Raw genomic sequence first — 17,082 nt, 5'->3', positions numbered from 1 at the left:
CAAGAGCCGGGCAGAAGTGCCACTGACCGCGCCATAGGAGCGGGCAAGAACACGGATCCCCGCCGACTGGGGCAGCGGATTGTAGCAAGCTGCTAAGTTCTACTGCCACACGATGTTGCAAGCGAAGAGGTGCGGGGCCCAGCCCTCTTACTTTCTGCAGCAGATGTTTATCGCATTCTCGATCGAGCGTGCCGGGGAATGAACGAGCAATTCAGCCAGCCTCCAGCGATCGACACCTCCTGGATCAAGAGGGCAGGGTACATTGGCCCTGAGGGGACCTGGACCCATCAAGCCTCGCTGGACCTCTTTGGTGACCAAGTTGAACTCGTTCCGTTCAGCGACGGATTGTTCGAAGCATATGAGAATGGCTGCGTCCACGTTGCATGCGTCCCAGCTACGACCTCTCTGGTCGGAGCCACTCCCTACCTCGACCAAGTCTTGAGCTTGAGGTCTCCTACGATTATCGCCGAGTACCCGAAGGTCCTGAGCTACAGCCTCATGGCCAGCAAGGATGCGAGTTTCTCGATGATCGCTAAGGTGGTGGGCCACCCCGTGGCTCTGCAGGAGGTAGCCGGGTGGCTCGACGAGAACATGCCCAATGTCGAGCGAGAGAGCCGTCGGGGATCGACATCTTTCGTGGCAGAGGAAAAATCTCCCTCGATAGCAGCATTTGGTTCTGCGCTTGGTGCCAAGCTGTACAATCTGCAGATATTGCGAACAGGAATTGAAGAAGGGCTGCATAACGTTACGCGGTGGTGGGTGCTCGGGCGCAGGACGCCTGCGCCGACAGGTTTTGACCGGACAACACTTCACCTCCGCGTTTCAGAGCAAAATCTCAGTTGTGTCCTGAGCAGGTTCTCGAAGGACAATTTAGCCGTTCTCAATGTCTATCAGCGTCCGACCTGCTAGCGGCTAGACACCCATCAGTATGTCATCGATGTCGCTGGACACGTTTTGACGCACCCGGCGCTGGCCGCGTTGGCGGAGATTGATGGCCTGAGAATTCTCGGATCTTACCCACGTCGCTATTAGTTGTGGCTAGGCTAGGCTAGTTTCCGTCCATAACCCAAAACTGTTGATCTTATCACTGACGAACAAGGGGCTGCCGCATCGAACTTGATGCGATGTACACGTAATGCGCGAGCCATGGACGAGATAATCGCGCCGACGATCTTGTCGTTCCCGCCAGTTTCTTGCCTGCGAAACGGAGTATTCATAGGCACAGATGTCGACCGGCCGGGCATCTCACAAAACCAGTGACCGTTGTATGACTGTGACGCGTTGTGGGCGGCACGCTCGTCCATTCGGGAAGGTCCAACACTTCAATCCGCGCAGGGGCGCCGTGACCGGGGCCTGCGGCATTTTTACGAGCGTGCCGTTTGGCACGAGCTTATCGCTTTGGCGCCCCTCACGCTGCTTGGCTGTGCTTATGGGACAACCCGGTCGAGAAAAGCATCGAATGCGGCAGCAACAGCGCGAATCACGAAGCGATGCTCCTGCCGCACCCGGATGAGACCGTTTTCGATGTCCACTACCCCGTCCTCGGCCAGCTTCGCCAGGCGTTCAGTTGAATCGAGAAAGCGGATTGGATCGAATCCATAGGCCGCACAGATTGCCGGCACATCGGCCTCCAGATCGCACATCAGCCGCTCGATGATTGCGGCTCGCACGCGGTCTTCGTCTGTGAGCCGGTAGCCTTTTGACGTTGCCAGACGGCCACCTCCTATGTGCCGGCTGTAGGACTCGTGTGTCACCTCGTTCTGGACGTAACCATCGCCGACCCGCCCGATAGCCGACGCGCCGAAACCGATCACGGTCTTGCAGGTGTCGGCCGAGTAACCCAGCGAATTACGGCGTAGCCGACCGCGGGTCTGCGCCAGCGTAAGTTCGTCGTCCGGCAAGGCGAAATGGTCGAGGCCGATCTCTCGGTAGCCGGCCGCAACCAGCGTATCTGCCACGGCCGCAGCCTGTTCGGCGCGGGCGATGCTGTCCGGCAGAGCAGTCTTCTCGATCAGGCGCTGATTCTTGATCACCGATGGAATATGCGCGTAGCCGAACACCGCAAGCCGGTTGGGACGCATGGCGGCGGTTGCCGCCGCAGTCTGGACGCAGGATTCTACCGTCTGATTCGGGAGACCGAACATGAGATCGACGTTGATGCCGCATACTCCATGCCGGCGCAGCTCTTCGACGGCAGCGGCCGTCTGCGCCTCGCTCTGGACCCGGTTGATGGCTTTTTGAACAATTGGATCAAAACTCTGCACCCCGAGACTCGCGCGGCTCACATTGGCTGCTCCCAGTGCCTCGGCGATCTCGCGCGTGAACGTGCGCGGGTCAATTTCGACGGCGATCGTAGCGGGCTCCCTGAACGCGAAGCGGCGGCGCAGGAGTTCGATCATGGCCAAGAATTCCGCTGCCCCGATCAGGGTCGGGGTTCCACCCCCGAAATGCACGTCGTTCACGACGAGCCTCTGCTGCACTTGCTCCGAGACCAAACGGATCTCGTCACGCAGAACGGCCACATAGTCGAGGATCGGACCCTGATTGCGGGCAATCGTGGTCGGAAAGCCGCAATACCAGCAAATCGATCGGCAGAACGGAATGTGGAGATAGAGCGACACCGGATCGTCAGCCGGCAGACCTCTTAGCCATTCCTCATAGCTTTGGGCGCCGACCGCTGCGGAGAACTCCGGCACAGTCGGATAGATGGTGTACCAAGGCAGGAGAGCCTCGCGATGTTTTTTCAGGATAGAAGTCTGCAACAGTTTCCCTCCCAAGTTGATAACTGTCCTCCTTTTACCCCTGCGATCTCCTGTGTCTCTGCGCTATGTCAATTCCATTCCGCTTCGCGCCGTGTAATCACACCGTGCAAGGAAAAGGCGGGATTTGATCCCGCCTTTCGATGTTTAGCTCACATCATGCCGATCGAGCCGCCAGCCCCACAGCGGGTCTGGATGAGGAAGTCACGCTGGTACCTTCTTTCTGGACCGCTTCTCCGGCGCCGAGACTTCAGGCTCTTTCGGTTTGCGGCCGAGTCCCATTGTCTTGGCCAGGGCAGAGCGCGCAGCCGCGTAGTTCGGCGCGACCATGGGATAGTTCGCCGGCAGACCCCATTTGGCGCGGTATTCATTAGGGCTCAGCCCGTAATGGGTCGACAGATGACGCTTTAGCGATTTGAATTTCTTCCCATCCTCAAGGGAGACAATGTAGTCCGGCGTCACCGATTTTCTGATCGGGACCGCCGGCGTCAACACCGTCGGCTCTTGTGCCGAGACGCGACCGGCCGCCGTGCCCTTCAAAGCTTCGTGCACTTGGCCGATCAGGGCTGAAAGGTCCCCCACCGGAACGGGATTGTTGGAAACATAGGCTGAGACAACATCTGTGGTAAGCTGGATGAGGTTGTCGATGTTTTTGAAGTCTTCTTCTGGCATGAAATTCTCCGGTGGATTTGTCTGCGGAGCGTCGCTTCTAGTGGTGATTTCCGATAATGGCAACAAATCTCGTGACAGGATTGTTCGTTGCTCGTCCAACGTTGAGGTCTATAGCGCCACATCACGCTGTCGTGACACCGATCTGCGCGGCAATCGCTGTCCATAACTGCGCCAGTATCCGCCGTTCAGTCCCGATCTCGTCCGTTTGAATTGCAAAAGGAAGACGCAGAAAGCTTGTAAAGCACCATGAGCCGTGCACTCGCTGGGGGCACAAACCTTGCGCGTATCAAACAGGTTGGCGTTGCGGCAGCATGTGGCGACCGGCCACGGAACCGACCACACCCTCAGGCGAACAAACAGCGATTGCGCGCGCCCACCAATGGAATCCGCCGTCGGGCGATGAATACACCGCAGTTACTGTTTTCGCCGCTCAATTGGCTTGGTCGGCAGGCACGATTCCATCGATCCGCTGATCTAGCGCAGGGCGTTCGCAGGCCGCATGTGGAGAATGGTTCCGTGCACATCGCAAGGACTCCATTTATGAAAATTCTATTCACTGCGATAGCTGTTGCGCTGGTGGCAGCCACAGCTTTTGCTGCGCAGTTCATTCCGCCAGACCTCAGGGAAACGGCACTGGCCACCTTCGAGCCCTTGACATTCACGCCGGCGCTCACCAACGACCCGATCACGCCGGAGAAGATTGCCCTCGGCAAGGCACTGTTCTTCGATCCACGCCTTTCGTCCTCTGGCGTTTTCTCCTGCAACTCGTGCCACAACCTGGCCACCGGGGGCGACGACAATCGTGAAACTTCGATTGGCCATGGTTGGCAGAAGGGGCAGCGCAACGCGCCGACGGTGTTTAACTCTGTCTTCAACAAATCGCAGTTCTGGGACGGTCGCGCCGAAGACCTGAAAGCTCAGGCCAAAGGGCCGATACAGGCCGGTGTCGAAATGGCCAACACATCGCATCGAGTGGTCGAGACGTTCAAATCGATGCCGCAATATGTGGAGTGGTTCCATTCAGCTTTCCCGGATGAAGCCGATCCCATCACCTTCGAAAACGTAGCCAATGCACTCGCAGATTACGAGGCGACACTGGTCACGCCGGCCCCCTTCGACGCCTTCCTCAATGGCGATGACACCGCCATCGGTCCCGAAGAGAAACAGGGCCTGGCCCTTTTCATCGAAAAGGGCTGCTCGTCCTGCCATTCCGGTGTCAATCTTGGTGGGGAAGGCTATTATCCATTCGGCCTCCTTGAGAAGCCTAGCGCCGACGTTCTGCCGGAGAACGACAAGGGACGATTTGCCGTCACCAATGTACCAGAGGATTCCTATGTTTTCCGCGTGCCGCCGCTGCGCAACGTAGCAATCACCGCGCCATACTTTCATTCGGGCAAGGTCTGGGACCTGAGAGAGGCCGTCGCTATCATGGGCACCACCCAGCTTGGTCAAGAGCTAACGCAAATCGAAATCGATAGGATCGTTGCCTTCCTTCATTCGCTGACCGGAAAGCGACCGGAGATTACATATCCCATCTTACCGACTGAAACGCCCACAACACCTCGGCCTCGATCCTAGGCATTGGGAAAGCAGACGATCGCGGCGGGGCCTGTGAGCATTTCCTTGCCCGATCTGGGCGAATTGCCACGAGCGTCCCCGATTTGGCCGCGATACGTCGCCGACGATTGAGCGGCGCACGTCGGGGGAGGAGCCACTGCTTTGCACAGCGATGCCCCTCGCGGGGAGATCGACGGCAGCCAGGGTGGCGTCCCGTCAGCACCTCCGCAAAGTCACATCGGCCAATCGCCCTGCCAGTCCATCACCACCTTGCCCGAATTACCGCTGCGCATCGCGTCGAACCCAGTCTGGAAGTCGTCAATTCCGATGCTGTGCGTGATCAACCCACTGACATCGAGCGGACCCTGCACCAGGGCGATCATCTTGTACCAGGTCTCGAACATTTCGCGGCCATAGATGCCCTTGAGATGCAGCATCTTGAAGATGACCTTGTTCCAGTCGATCTCGAAGCCGGTCGGTGCGATGCCCAAAATGGCGATCTTGCCGCCATTGTTCATGGCGTCGATCATGTCACGGAAGGCGGGGGCCGCACCCGACATTTCGAGGCCGACGTCAAAACCTTCGGTCATGCCGAGCGCCGGCATGATATCACGCAGCTTTTCCTTCGACGCGTCGACCACATGCTGGACGCCCAGTTTTTTCGCCAGCGCCAGCCGCACCGGGTTGATGTCGGTGATGACCACTTTTCGCGCGCCGACGCATTGAGCGACCAGCGCAGCCATGATGCCGATCGGCCCGGCGCCGGTGACCAGCACGTCCTCGCCGACCAAATCAAAGGAGAGTGCGGTGTGCACGGCATTGCCCAGGGGATCGAAGATTGCGGCGATCTCGTCGGGCACGTCATCAGGGATCGGCACGACGTTGTGCTGCGGGATCGCCAGATATTCACCGAAGGCACCCGGCCGGTTGACGCCAACGCCGAGCGTGTTGCGGCACAGATGCCCCCTGCCCGCCCGGCAATTGCGGCAATGGCCGCAGACGATGTGGCCTTCGCCCGAAACACGCTGGCCGATCTTGTATTCGGTCACCGCCGCACCGAAATCGGCGACCGTGCCGACGAACTCGTGGCCGGTCACCATCGGCACCGGCACGGTCTTCTGCGCCCACTGGTCCCAATTGTAGATGTGAACGTCGGTACCGCAGATCGCGGTCTTCTTCACTTTGATCAGAACGTCGTTGGGGCCGATTTCCGGCACTGGCACTTCTTCCATCCAGATGCCCGGCTCGGCCTTGGCCTTGACCAGCGCCTTCATCATGTTCGACATCAGTAGCTCCTTACACCTTGGTTGATTCCGCTCCTCGCCACTGCTCGGGTAGCCTGCACGGCGAAAAAGGTACGCTCGGAGAGCGCAGCTTTGATTCTTGGACCGATAGTAATGTGAGCGGCTGCCTTTGCGTCGAAGCAACATTCCACCGCGAGCCGTGCGCATGAAAAGCTCCGTTCCAGCGAACCTCAGCAGAAGCGGAGCAAACGCCATGCCAGATGCAGCCAAGTTTCAATTAAAGCGATGAGTAATGGTCGCAGCTTGCGGCTGGGCGGTATGTCGATGTCCGCCACATGCGACGCATTCCCTCGATACCGATGCTCTCGATGGTCGATCTCGCCGCCGATATCTCGATGGTGCCGGTGCACAGGCGGCATCCGCAAGCGTTCGCCCCTCAGTGAAGTGTCTGTTGACCCCTGGCTGTGTGAGAGGCTGAAGCTCATGGACAAAGCCGCCTTCCCCCATTTCGTGATCGAGATCATCCGTCCTTCGGACCAGAAGCGCTTCCCGGATCCTGCCCGCCGCTGGGCCGTCGAGCGGACCTTCGGCTGGACGACAAGGGTGGGGACTCGCGCGCGTCGACCGACCTGTGCGCGGCTTTTCGATGTCGTCCTTTCTGCTTTGAAATTGTCTGCGAAGCCCGCTGGTCACATGTTTGCCGGTCACAGTGGCCTAGCGACCTGCGCCTGCACTTTCTCCCGCAGCGCGCATGCTGCAGCGACCATGTTGATGAGGGCAGGGCGGACCTCCTCCCATTTCCTTGTTTTGAGGCCACAGTCCGGATTCACCCACAATTGGCCGTCCGACAGTCGCTCGCGGGCAAGTTGGGCGAGATGCAAAATCTCGCCAATCTCCGGGACACGTGGTGAGTGAATGTCGTAGACGCCAGGACCGATTTCGTTGGGATATTTGGACTTTGTGAAGGCGTCCAGCAGTTCCATTTTGGAGCGCGACGTCTCGATCGAAATGACGTCCGCGTCCAGTTCAGCAATCGAGTCGATGATCTCATTGAACTCCGAATAGCACATGTGGGTGTGAATTTGGGTCGCGTCCTCTACACCCGTTGAAGCGAGACGGAAGCATTCGACTGCCCAGCCGAGATAATGTTTCCAATCGGACTTCCGCAGGGGCAAGCCTTCGCGAAACGCGGCCTCATCGATCTGGATCACCCTTGCGCCAGCTCTTTCAAGGTCGGCCACTTCATCGCGGATGGCGAGTGCGATCTGGCGGCAGGCCTTGGCGCGGGGTACGTCGTCGCGAACAAAAGACCAGTTAAGAATCGTCACTGGGCCTGTGAGCATGCCCTTCACCGGCTTTTTCGTTAGCGACTGGGCAAATTGCCACCAGAGAACCGTCATCGGATTGGGCCGCGATACGTCGCCGAAGATGATGGGAGGGCGCACCAGCCGGGAGCCGTAACTTTGCACCCAGCCATGCTGGGTGAAGGCGAGGCCGGACAGCTGCTCGCCGAAATGCTGGACCCTGTCGTTTCGTTCGAACTCGCCATGTACCAGCACGTCCAGCCCGATCTCCTCCTGCCAGCGGACCGCCGCCTCGGTCTCCTTCTCCAGGAAGGCCTGGTAATCGACATAGCTCAGCCGGCCCTTCGCATGAGCGGAGCGCGCCCTGCGCACCTCGGGCGTCTGCGGGAAGGACCCGATCGTCGTCGTCGGGAACGGCGGCAGGCCGAGCGTGTCAGCCTGGACTCTGGAGCGCTTGGCAAATGCGCTCTTTCGTTGCTTCATGGCGCCGTCAATGCTGATAACCCGCCCATGGACGAGCGGATCATGGACCTTTCCAGACATTGCGCGCGCCGCGGCCGCCTCGGCAGAAGCTTTCAGTGCGCCTGCTACGGCCTCCCTGCCTTCGGATAAGGCTTGGGCCAGCACAAGCAGCTCTTCACTCTTCTGGGCGGCGAATGCCAGCCACGAACTGACATCCACATCGAGCGCGGTCTCCATCCGCAGGTCCATCGGCACATGAAGCATCGAGCAGGACGGCGCAATCTCGACGCGATCCAGCGGCCAGCCGGCAACTACCGGCTTGATGCGGTCGAGAATGGCAGCCAGGTTCGCGCGCCAGACGTTGCGGCCGTCGATCAAGCCAAGTGAGAGCACCAGATCCTTCGGTGCGAGCCGACCAACCGTCTCCAACTGCTCGGGAGCGCGCACGAGGTCGAGATGCAGGCCCGCCAGGCGCAGCGAAAGCGCGGTCTCCAGATTGTCTCCCAGCGGCCCGAAATAGGTCGCCAGCATAATTTTCAACTTGGGCGCGGCTTTCGACAGCTGCCCATAGGTGAATTCGAAGGCAGCTCGTTCGTTCGGGTTAAGATCGAGCACAAGGGCCGGCTCATCAATCTGCACCCAGTCGGCCCCCGAGAGATCCAGCCTCTGCAGGAGTTGCTCGTAGACGGGCAGCAGGCGCGGTAGGAGCGCTATGGGATTGAAGCCCTGGTCGGGAGACTTCGCCAGCTTGAGGAAGGTCACCGGTCCAAGGATGACCGGGCGTGCCGGAGCTGGGCGACGATCAGACATTCGCCCTCTCGTCGGCGAAACCAGTCGATCACTTTCTGGAGGCAAAAGAGCTCGGCATCCATACACGCGTATCGGTCGCCGGCGAGAACTGAAATTCGCGCTCGAAAGGCTTGGCCGTCGACACTAGGTTGGCAGCAGACGCCAGCTGGAGCGAGCAGCACGATTTTCCGGACCAGTAGCTTTTGCTGCGGTGTCGAGCACATGGTCATACAGTGAGAAATCGTTCGACGGGATTTTCGACACGCCGCGGTCGATGTAGTGGTAGTTAGTGTCGAACCATTTGGTCATTTCCATCGCGGTTACGCGCTGCCCCTGAACTGCATGCCCGTGACTGGCGTGTCCACAACCGCAGTATCGCCGTGCCAGCTCGTTACGGCTGGACGGGCGGCGAGGTCCCGCTTGACATCTACTTCGCGATAGCGCGCGGGACGACATGCCAAGCGTTGCTATGGGAACTTGCTGGGAGACATTCATTCCATACCCCGATGGTTGCGGCGGGGACAAGGAAGGCGCTAGCAGGCCGGCATAAACGCCGAGCTGCCGCGGCCACCAGACACCCCGCCCGTGGACGTTGTTTACCGTGGCAGGTCTCCTGGCTCGCGGGTCACAGCCTCTGCCCCGTCTTCCCGGGGCAGTTCGCCCCAGTGACATTGATGGGTTTGGCTCGCCGCTTACAATTGCGGGGGCAGCGCCGGCATTGCACCGGCTTCCCTCTTAGCTCCGCTACGGCAACGCCTAGCGGAGAACCACGACACGCGAACAATCGCAGCAGCCCGCTTTGTTGCCGTATAAAGAAATGTTTATGTGTTTATGTGAACCGTTCACCTGCGGCGTGTTTCCAAAGTAGCAGGTCGCGGTAGAGCTGAGCCATTTGCGCCACTCGCCGGTCTGCGCAGGCTGTGCCTGGCCGCTCGGGCAATCTGCCAGTCTACGATCCCGGCTCAAAACAACTTTCGTCAAAAAGGGTGTTGGCCATCATGATCGGCCGGCAGTACTGGCCCGAAGTGCGACAACGTCCCTGAGCCTCAACGATCAGAAATTCGGAGAAAAACCGCCATCCTTCACGCAGGCACGCGACATTTCCATTTACCCGCGCCTGTCTGGACAGCCTGCACTACGGCAAGGTGGGCAGCACCTCGCGGAAATGCTGCCCTACAACAGCCCCGCCTGCGTGGCCTCGCGGCGCAAATTCTGCCGCGGCCTGGGGCCGATCTGCTGGATCACCAATCCGGCCGCCAGTGAGCCAAGGTCGCCGCAGGTCTGCAGGTCGCGGCCTTGCGTGTAGCCATGCAGGAAGCCGGCGGCATAGAGATCGCCGGCGCCTGTCGTGTCGACCAGTTCCTTGATTGCGGTCGCCTTGATCACCACCGTTTCGCCGCCGCGCACGATCACCGAACCTTTTTCAGAGCGGGTCACGGCGGCGACCCTGCAATCCTTGCGGATCTGGGCCAGCGCCTCGTCGAATGACGATGTCTGGTAGAGCGACTTGATCTCGTGGCTGTTGGCAAAGACGATGTCGACCATGCCCGAACGCATCAGGTCGAGGAATTCGTCGCGGTAGCGGTCGACGCAGAACGAATCCGACAATGTCATGGAGACTTCGCGGCCTGCCGCGTGCGCCAGCTTCGCCGTCTGCCGGATCGCTTCCTTGGCGCGCGGCGGGTCCCACAGATAGCCTTCGAAATAGGTGACCGCCGCACCCGAAGCCTTGTCTGCTTCGACGTCCTCCGGCCCGAGCTCGATGCAGGCGCCGAGATGGGTGTTCATCGAGCGCTCGCCATCGGGCGTGACGAAGATCATCGAGCGCGCCGTCGGCGGCTCGCCCTTGAGCGGCTTGGTGTCGAAAGCAACGCCCTGCGCATGGATGTCATGGGCGTAGATTTCGCCGAGCGGGTCGTTCGAGACCTTGCCGAAGAAGGCGGCGCGACCGCCGAAGCTGGCGACACCCGCCGCCGTGTTGCCGGCGCTGCCGCCGGAGGCTTCGATGGCCCGGCCCATGCGGCTGTAGAGCAGCTCGGCGCGCCTCGTGTCGATCAGGTTCATCGCGCCCTTGATGATGCCGTTCGTCTCCAAAAATGCCTCGTCGCACTGCGCGATGATGTCGACGATGGCATTGCCGATGCAAAGCACGTCATAATCCGGCATCAAAATCTCCGCCAAAAACCCAAGCCGGCTTCTCGCCACGCCGGGGCCGGCCTGTTTTTGGCGAATGTGAAATGGTCGCCCCATGCCGACGCATCCAATACCGGCGCATCACGCAGCTGCCGGTCCTGCCTCACGCAACAGGTCGTCGGCTCTGTCCGTCTTTTCCCAGGTGAACTCCGGCTCTTCGCGGCCGAAGTGTCCGTATGTCGCGGTCTTGCGGTAAATCGGCCGTAAGAGATCAAGCGCCTTGATGATGCCTTTCGGCCGGAGATCGAAAAGCTCAAGGACGGCGCGCTCGATCCTTTTTTCATCAATCTTTGCGGTTCCGAATGTATTGACGAGGATAGAGACCGGCGCGGCAACACCAATCGCGTAAGCAAGCTGAACCTCGCACACCTGCGCCAGTCCGCTGGCAACGACGTTTTTTGCAACGTACCGCGCCGCATAGGCGGCCGACCGATCAACCTTGGACGGGTCCTTGCCCGAAAAGGCACCGCCGCCGTGACGCCCCATACCGCCGTAGGAATCGACGATGATCTTGCGGCCGGTAAGCCCGCAATCGCCGCGCGGCCCACCGACCACGAACCGGCCTGTTGGATTGACCAGGAACCTTATCCCGGTCGTATCCAAGTCGTGGGGCAAGACCGGCCTTATGATCTCCTCAATGACGCCTTCGCGGACCGTGGCTTGTGAGACCTCTTCGTCGTGCTGCGTTGACAGGACTATGGTATCAAGCGCTACCGGGCGCAAACCCTCATAACGGACGGACACTTGAGATTTAACGTCCGGGCGAAGCCAGCCAAGGCGTCCGGTTTGGCGCACCTCCGCCTGTTTTTTTGTCAATTCGTGAGCGAGTTGGATTGGCAACGGCATCAATGTTTCGGTCTCGTTGCACGCGTACCCGAACATGAGGCCCTGATCCCCCGCTCCCTGCTCGAGATCCTGCCCTCGTCTCTCGTCGACGCCCTGGCTGATGTCAGGCGACTGCTCGGTCAAGGCCAAGATCAGGGCGCAACGCCGGCCGTCAAAGCCGATCGCATCGTCGTCATATCCAATGTCCAAAATGATATCGCGGGCAACTTGGCTGTAGTCGATATGCGCGTGACTGGTGATCTCGCCAGCCAGAACGACCATCCCTGACTTCACCAACGCTTCACAAGCGACACGAGCCTTGGGATCCTTACGAAGGATCGCATCGAGCACGCCATCTGAGATATTGTCGGCCATCTTGTCGGGATGTCCGGCGCCGACGGATTCGGAAGAAAACACGAATTGTCTGGTCATGGAATGTCCTCGCTTCAAACGTTGGAATTAGGTGTGACACTTGATCTGGCTGTCTTACCTGTCGGAGATGCCAGGCACGTCGAACGCGGCGCAGAAGTCGGCAACGTCTCTGCGGACGCGGGCATGCACGTCCGAATCATCGGGCTGGCGGCAAACCAGGTCGATAAAAGCGGCAATCTGCAGCATTTCCGCCTCGCGCATGCCCACGGACGTCACTGCTGGCGTGCCTAACCGAATGCCGCTGGTGAGCGCGGGATGGCGCCGGTCGCCCGGCACCATGTTGAAATTCGTAATGATGCCTGCTTGCGACAAGCGCTCGGCATAGGCTTTCCCGGACAGCGGCCGGTCCCGAAGATCAAGGATCAGCATGTGATTGTCAGTGCCCCCGGTGACGAGTTCATAGCCTCGCTCCAGAAGCGCCTGGGCCAGAGCCTTGGCGTTGTTGACGATTTGCTGACCGTACACGCGGAAGGACGGATTCCCTGCTTCGTGCAGAGCGACAGCTAGCGCGGCAATCGTATTCATATGCGGTCCGCCCTGGAGGAGAGGGAACACGGCACGGTCTATCCGTTTAGCCAGATTATGTTTGCTCTTGGAATGATAGAGCGCCTGATAGCGGTCTTCATTCCTCGACAAGATGAAGCCACCACGGGGGCCGCGGATCGATTTGTGAGAGGTGCTGGTGACCACATCGCAATGGCCAACAGGATTCGGATGCACTCCTGCGACAACGAGGCCGCTGATGTGGGCGATATCGGCCACCAGATAGGAGTTCACCTCCGAAGCAATATCGGCCATTGTCTCATAATCAAAGATACGCGGATAAGCAGTTCCGCCGACCCAAATGAGCTTCGGTCGTTCCCGCTTGGCCGTCTCGCGCAAGCGGTCATGGTCAATCTGCTGCGTCTTTTCGTGCAGCCCGTACGGAACTCGCTGATAGTCAGTGCCGGAGAAGTTGACGGCCCAACCGTGAGTCAGATGCCCGCCGCCGGGGAGGGTCAAGCCCATCATCTTGTCTCCCAGACACAACAGCGCTCGACAGACAGCCTGATTGGCCGGCGAGCCGGAATAAGGCTGCACGTTGGCGTGTTCACAGCTGAATAGCGCCTTCAATCGCTCGATGGCGAGGTTCTCAAGCTCATCGACGATCTCGTTTCCGGCGTAGTAGCGCGCGCCGGGGTATCCCTCGGCATACTTGTTGGTGAAAATAGACCCGGTCGCTTCCAACACCGCCGAGGACGCGAAGTTCTCGGAGGCGATAAGTTTGAGGGTCGTCCGCTCCTGGCGCTCCTGTCTTAAAAGCAGCTCGTGAACGCGAGAATCTACGGCAGCCAGGTGAGGCCACCCGTAAGTGTCAGGCTCCGCGATGGCGCCACCAATCGAATTGTTCATATCAGCTTCGCGCTCCATTCGGACTAAGTTTCAGGACAAGCAGGCGGTCACCTTGGACCGCGCGCCCTGTATCGTCTCCAGGCGCAGTAGGTCTTGTCTGTGATGGCCATCGCCGTGGGGCAGGAGATCAACCAACAATTGAACCAAGCCGCCGTCCGAGCCTCCTGCTTCGAGGTGGTACGAAGGCCAGGGGCGATGTTCGTTGCCGAGAAGAAAGCCGGCTCTGGCGAGCTGGCGGACGTGTGCGACCACGTGCTCCTGAGACAGACTCAGAACTTCTGCTAGCTCGCAGACGGTCAGGTCCGCATGCGCACAAAGTCCCAGGATTCGAAGTCGATCAAGATGAGCCGCGGCCTTTAGGCGCCTGACCAGTGTCATCATCGGCCGGCACTCCTTGTATTGACTTCCTCCATTTGGCGTCCTCCCACTCTTTCAGAGGCAATCTTGCCGTCCGACGAGGTCAATACGCCCGACCGCATCGCAGATCGTTTCCGATACGTCACGGTCTCGACTCGCAGCCCAAATGATAGGCTCAACGTACATATTCTCAGCGGTTTAGAGTGCTAAAAGTCCGCGATTTTCTTTGAAGGATCTGTTGCGACACGTGCATACCGGATGCGCCCCAGCACAACGGCGGCTGCGCGGTAAGGCCGGCTTGCGAAGATGCGGCGTACGGCAGAGGCCTTCATGCGCCGGTCGCCGCGCGATGGGACGCTCAGCATCGACGGGGATGAAATCCATCTTGTCCATGGCTCCGATCTCTATCCCGATGGACCACATCCCAAGGAAACCGATATCCTGCTCGAAGGCGCCGCCGTCTACGGCGAGCTCAAAGTATGGCTGCGGCGCAAGGCTCAATTCGGCTGACGATTGGCTTCCATTGATTCTCAACAAGTGATACAAATCCTCGGACTGTAACCCCTTAGTTCCGAGATTTCGTATCAATGCCAGAGCCCGCTCCCCAGCGCCAAATCGCCCACGCACTTCTGACAGTGCGCGGAATCGCGCGTCTCGCGGAGCTGCGCAACGCCGGCGTAACAGCGGCCACGATGAGTCGCATGGAACGGGATGGGGAGGTGCTCCGGCTCGCACGCGGCCTCTACCAGCTCTCCGATGCGCCGCTCGACGCTAATCATAGCCTAGCCGAGGCTGCCAAGCGCGTACCCAAAGGCGTTGTCTGCCTTGTGTCAGCCCTGGCATTCCACCAGCTGACGGATCAGCTTCCGAGACAGGTATGGCTGGCCATCGGCCAGAAGGACTGGGCTCCCAAACCCAACGGCACACCCATTCGCATCGTGCGTTTTACCGAAAGTCTGCTCAACGACAGCGTCGAAACTCATGTTGTCGAGGGCGTGACCGTAAAAGTCTTTGGGGTTGTCAAAACAATCGCGGACTGTTTTCGATATCGCAACAAGATCGGCCTGTCGGTGGCGATCGAGGGCCTCCAGGAAGCGCTTCGCCAGCGCAAGGCCACGCCCGGCGAAATTGCCAGGCAGGCTGAGCGTGGCGGTGTCGCCACGGTCATCCGGCCGTATATCGAGGCGCTGACTGCCAATGGCTAAAGAGATCAAGAACATCGGCGCCTCAGTGCGCGCACGTCTGCTACAACTCGCCAAGGTAAGTGGCCAGACCCTCGATCTGGTTCTGACCCGCTTCGCCCTCGAGCGGCTGCTTTTCCGGCTTAGCCAGTCACCCCACGCCGACCGCTTCGTGCTGAAGGGCGCGATGCTGATGATGAGCTGGTTCGATGATCCGCACCGCGGCACCCGCGACCTTGACCTGCTGGGTTTTGGCGATCCGAGCGCGGAGCCGATGCTGGCGACGTTTCGGGAGGTCCTGGCGCAGGACGCTGGCGATGGCGTCGAGTTCGACGCTGACGCACTCCGGGTCGACCGCATTCGCGAGGAGCTGGAGTATGGTGGGCTCAGGCTGCGGACGACGGCCTCGATCAGCGGCGCCCGGGTCAGCCTGACGATCGACATCGGCTTTGGCGATGCGCTGGAGCCTGGTGCCGAAGAGCTGGACTATCCTTCCATGCTCGACTTTCCCATGCCCCGGCTGCGGGCTTATGCGCGGGAAACCGTCATTGCCGAGAAATTTCAGGCGATGGTGGCGCTGGGGCGGGCGAATAGCAGGATGAAGGACTTCTACGACATCTGGATTCTTAGCCGGTCCTTCACCTTCGACGACGACAGGTTGCCACGAGCGATCGCCGCCACCTTCGCGCGGCGCGGAACGGCGATACCTCAAGACCTGCCCGATGCGCTGACGTCGGCCTTTGCCGAGGATGCGCAAAAGCAGCGACAGTGGCGCGCGTTTGTTGGAGAAGTTGCTCACGATCCGGGTGATCTTGGGAACGTCATTAGAGATGTAGCTGCATTCCTTATGCCCCAGGCAGCCTCAGCAGCGAGCTTGGGCCAATGAGCAGCTTGATTTCCACTGTCGGATTGTGGGGAGCGGACAAGGCGGTCGCGCTGAGTGGATATCTGAGTTTCAGCCATCTTGCCCTCCCGAGCATTCCTTGACCCGCCGCCGCATCAGACCGCTCCGCGTATCGGATTGACGACCTCGAGCCCGGCAAAGTCTTTTTCGTTATCCGTTACCAGCACGCACTCGTTCGCTCCGGCGACAGCGGCGATGATCATATCGAGCCCGCTGCGCGGCTTGCCGGCCGCTTTTCCTCCTGTCATCAGCCGCGCCCAGATCAGCCCGGCCTTGTCGTCGAACGAGAGGATGCGGCCTGCAAACAGCGCCTGCGGCCCCTCAGGCCCAGAGAACCACCTGTCGAGTGCGTCGCGTTTTTTCCCGCGCGGCTTCTCCAGAACCCCGCGAAGAATTTCCGCAACGGTCAGCGAAGCGATAAACAAATCCTCGTCACGCTGTCTCGACATCCATGCCAGGAGCGATTCCGACGGCTGCGATTTGACGACATTGCTGATGATGTTGGTATCGAGGAGGTAGCGTGTCACAGGTCGATCTTCCGTCCCTCTTCATGCGAGCGGGAAAGATCGAGGTCGGCTCCCACCAGCGGCGAACGACGCAATGCGGCGAGGATCCCGCCAGGCTTGGGTGGCTCGCCCGCGATGGTCCGGCTGACAGCAGCGCGCAGGCTAGAGGCATCCGGCCCATCTTCGGCCAGGCGGCGAGCCAAAGATCGAATAAGGTCGCGATCGGCATCGCGGCCAAGCACTTCGAAGCGCGCCAAGCCGCGCTCGCTGAGGCGAGATCGATAGTTTTGAATGGCGCGTTTTTGCGAGCTGCCCATAGTTGCCTCCGACATATTTCCAGTAATATAACCAGAACGCAGGGGTTGATCAAGGCGCGGGCAGTCCGGGCGGTGCTCCCTTGCGGTTGGATGGCATCGGTCTAGGATGCATGGTTGTGCGACGGTATTTTTTGACGAGCGTCGAGCAGGCCGCCGGGCGGCCGCCAGGGTGCAAAATCGTCCACCGG

Annotated in this window: 15 protein-coding genes, 1 pseudogene and 1 riboswitch; of the genes and pseudogenes, 5 read left to right on the top strand and 11 right to left on the bottom strand. The window is 59.9% G+C overall.

The window, feature by feature from the left end; all coding sequences use genetic code 11:
* Nucleotides 1-198: 198 nt before the first annotated feature.
* Nucleotides 199-909: a prephenate dehydratase gene (locus AC0L17_RS28880; protein ID WP_473518278.1), complete on the top strand. Its 711-nt coding sequence runs from the start codon at nt 199-201 to the stop codon at nt 907-909.
* Between the two features lie 518 nt (nt 910-1,427).
* Here the strand turns inward: AC0L17_RS28880 and hemN are convergent.
* Together hemN and AC0L17_RS28870 are read right to left on the bottom strand one after the other, a co-directional pair.
* Nucleotides 1,428-2,762, bottom strand: a complete 1,335-nt coding sequence (gene hemN, locus AC0L17_RS28875; RefSeq protein WP_473518291.1) for an oxygen-independent coproporphyrinogen III oxidase — start codon at nt 2,760-2,762, stop codon at nt 1,428-1,430.
* Between the two features lie 201 nt (nt 2,763-2,963).
* Nucleotides 2,964-3,431 (bottom strand): Ros/MucR family transcriptional regulator, encoded by a 468-nt coding sequence (locus AC0L17_RS28870; RefSeq protein WP_473518277.1) that lies wholly within the window; start codon nt 3,429-3,431, stop codon nt 2,964-2,966.
* Between the two features lie 540 nt (nt 3,432-3,971).
* Between AC0L17_RS28870 and AC0L17_RS28865 the strand changes: the two genes are divergently transcribed.
* Nucleotides 3,972-5,009 (top strand): cytochrome-c peroxidase, encoded by a 1,038-nt coding sequence (locus AC0L17_RS28865; protein ID WP_473518276.1) that lies wholly within the window; start codon nt 3,972-3,974, stop codon nt 5,007-5,009.
* A gap of 212 nt (nt 5,010-5,221) precedes the next feature.
* On the opposite strand, the gene tdh is transcribed toward AC0L17_RS28865, so the two are convergent.
* The 7 genes and pseudogenes from tdh to AC0L17_RS28830 form a co-directional block, all read right to left on the bottom strand.
* Nucleotides 5,222-6,274, bottom strand: a complete 1,053-nt coding sequence (gene tdh / locus AC0L17_RS28860) for an L-threonine 3-dehydrogenase (protein ID WP_473518275.1) — start codon at nt 6,272-6,274, stop codon at nt 5,222-5,224.
* A gap of 188 nt (nt 6,275-6,462) precedes the next feature.
* Nucleotides 6,463-6,756 carry a hypothetical protein gene (locus AC0L17_RS28855; protein ID WP_473518274.1) on the bottom strand — a complete coding sequence of 98 codons (294 nt, stop codon included), beginning with the start codon at nt 6,754-6,756 and terminating at the stop codon, nt 6,463-6,465.
* Between the two features lie 180 nt (nt 6,757-6,936).
* Nucleotides 6,937-9,174: pseudogene (metE, locus tag AC0L17_RS28850) on the bottom strand (5-methyltetrahydropteroyltriglutamate--homocysteine S-methyltransferase).
* 199 nt (nt 9,175-9,373) lie between these two features.
* Nucleotides 9,374-9,574, bottom strand: a riboswitch (cobalamin riboswitch).
* A 386-nt stretch (nt 9,575-9,960) separates the two neighbouring features.
* On the bottom strand, nt 9,961-10,953 hold the full coding sequence (locus AC0L17_RS28845; RefSeq protein WP_473518273.1) for an adenosine kinase: 993 nt from the start codon (nt 10,951-10,953) through the stop codon (nt 9,961-9,963).
* Between the two features lie 108 nt (nt 10,954-11,061).
* Nucleotides 11,062-12,237 (bottom strand): methionine adenosyltransferase, encoded by a 1,176-nt coding sequence (metK, locus tag AC0L17_RS28840; protein WP_473518272.1) that lies wholly within the window; start codon nt 12,235-12,237, stop codon nt 11,062-11,064.
* A 54-nt stretch (nt 12,238-12,291) separates the two neighbouring features.
* A complete protein-coding gene (locus tag AC0L17_RS28835) occupies nt 12,292-13,629 on the bottom strand; it encodes a serine hydroxymethyltransferase (protein ID WP_473518271.1) in 1,338 nt (445 codons plus the stop codon).
* Nucleotides 13,630-13,659: 30 nt separating this feature from the next.
* The gene (locus tag AC0L17_RS28830) at nt 13,660-14,007 is read right to left on the bottom strand and encodes an ArsR/SmtB family transcription factor (protein WP_473518290.1); all 348 of its coding nucleotides are present in this window, start codon (nt 14,005-14,007) and stop codon (nt 13,660-13,662) included.
* Nucleotides 14,008-14,292: 285 nt separating this feature from the next.
* Between AC0L17_RS28830 and AC0L17_RS28825 the strand changes: the two genes are divergently transcribed.
* The 3 genes from AC0L17_RS28825 (at nt 14,293) to AC0L17_RS28815 (ending at nt 16,053) form a co-directional block, all read left to right on the top strand.
* Nucleotides 14,293-14,496 (top strand): hypothetical protein, encoded by a 204-nt coding sequence (locus tag AC0L17_RS28825; RefSeq protein WP_473518270.1) that lies wholly within the window; start codon nt 14,293-14,295, stop codon nt 14,494-14,496.
* Between the two features lie 77 nt (nt 14,497-14,573).
* Complete coding sequence (locus tag AC0L17_RS28820) at nt 14,574-15,191, top strand: type IV toxin-antitoxin system AbiEi family antitoxin domain-containing protein (protein ID WP_473518269.1); 618 nt, start codon at nt 14,574-14,576, stop codon at nt 15,189-15,191.
* Nucleotides 15,184-16,053: a nucleotidyl transferase AbiEii/AbiGii toxin family protein gene (locus AC0L17_RS28815; RefSeq protein ID WP_473518268.1), complete on the top strand. Its 870-nt coding sequence runs from the start codon at nt 15,184-15,186 to the stop codon at nt 16,051-16,053. The genes AC0L17_RS28820 and AC0L17_RS28815 overlap by 8 nt, the downstream gene beginning before the upstream one ends.
* 113 nt (nt 16,054-16,166) lie before the next feature.
* Here AC0L17_RS28815 and AC0L17_RS28810 read toward each other — a convergent pair whose 3' ends face one another.
* Together AC0L17_RS28810 and AC0L17_RS28805 are read right to left on the bottom strand one after the other, a co-directional pair.
* On the bottom strand, nt 16,167-16,598 hold the full coding sequence (locus AC0L17_RS28810; RefSeq protein WP_473518267.1) for a PIN domain-containing protein: 432 nt from the start codon (nt 16,596-16,598) through the stop codon (nt 16,167-16,169).
* Nucleotides 16,595-16,894: a hypothetical protein gene (locus AC0L17_RS28805; RefSeq protein ID WP_473479578.1), complete on the bottom strand. Its 300-nt coding sequence runs from the start codon at nt 16,892-16,894 to the stop codon at nt 16,595-16,597. Before AC0L17_RS28805 ends, AC0L17_RS28810 begins: the two co-directional genes overlap by 4 nt.
* Nucleotides 16,895-17,082: the final 188 nt, after the last annotated feature.

It is taken from the genome of Mesorhizobium sp. WSM4829, from assembly GCF_055811475.1.
The sequence above is the reverse complement of the archived record's forward strand: the minus strand, read 5'-3'. Positions and strand labels throughout refer to the sequence as shown.

Coding starts and splice junctions, on each gene's coding strand:
- AC0L17_RS28880 (WP_473518278.1), top strand. CDS start 199: ATGAACGAGCAATTCAGCCAGCCTCCAGCGATCGACACCTCCTGGATC.
- AC0L17_RS28870 (WP_473518277.1), bottom strand. CDS start 3,431: ATGCCAGAAGAAGACTTCAAAAACATCGACAACCTCATCCAGCTTACC.
- AC0L17_RS28865 (WP_473518276.1), top strand. CDS start 3,972: ATGAAAATTCTATTCACTGCGATAGCTGTTGCGCTGGTGGCAGCCACA.
- tdh (WP_473518275.1), bottom strand. CDS start 6,274: ATGTCGAACATGATGAAGGCGCTGGTCAAGGCCAAGGCCGAGCCGGGC.
- AC0L17_RS28855 (WP_473518274.1), bottom strand. CDS start 6,756: ATGATCTCGATCACGAAATGGGGGAAGGCGGCTTTGTCCATGAGCTTC.
- AC0L17_RS28845 (WP_473518273.1), bottom strand. CDS start 10,953: ATGCCGGATTATGACGTGCTTTGCATCGGCAATGCCATCGTCGACATC.
- metK (WP_473518272.1), bottom strand. CDS start 12,237: ATGACCAGACAATTCGTGTTTTCTTCCGAATCCGTCGGCGCCGGACAT.
- AC0L17_RS28835 (WP_473518271.1), bottom strand. CDS start 13,629: ATGAACAATTCGATTGGTGGCGCCATCGCGGAGCCTGACACTTACGGG.
- AC0L17_RS28830 (WP_473518290.1), bottom strand. CDS start 14,007: ATGACACTGGTCAGGCGCCTAAAGGCCGCGGCTCATCTTGATCGACTT.
- AC0L17_RS28825 (WP_473518270.1), top strand. CDS start 14,293: ATGCGGCGTACGGCAGAGGCCTTCATGCGCCGGTCGCCGCGCGATGGG.
- AC0L17_RS28820 (WP_473518269.1), top strand. CDS start 14,574: ATGCCAGAGCCCGCTCCCCAGCGCCAAATCGCCCACGCACTTCTGACA.
- AC0L17_RS28815 (WP_473518268.1), top strand. CDS start 15,184: ATGGCTAAAGAGATCAAGAACATCGGCGCCTCAGTGCGCGCACGTCTG.
- AC0L17_RS28805 (WP_473479578.1), bottom strand. CDS start 16,894: ATGGGCAGCTCGCAAAAACGCGCCATTCAAAACTATCGATCTCGCCTC.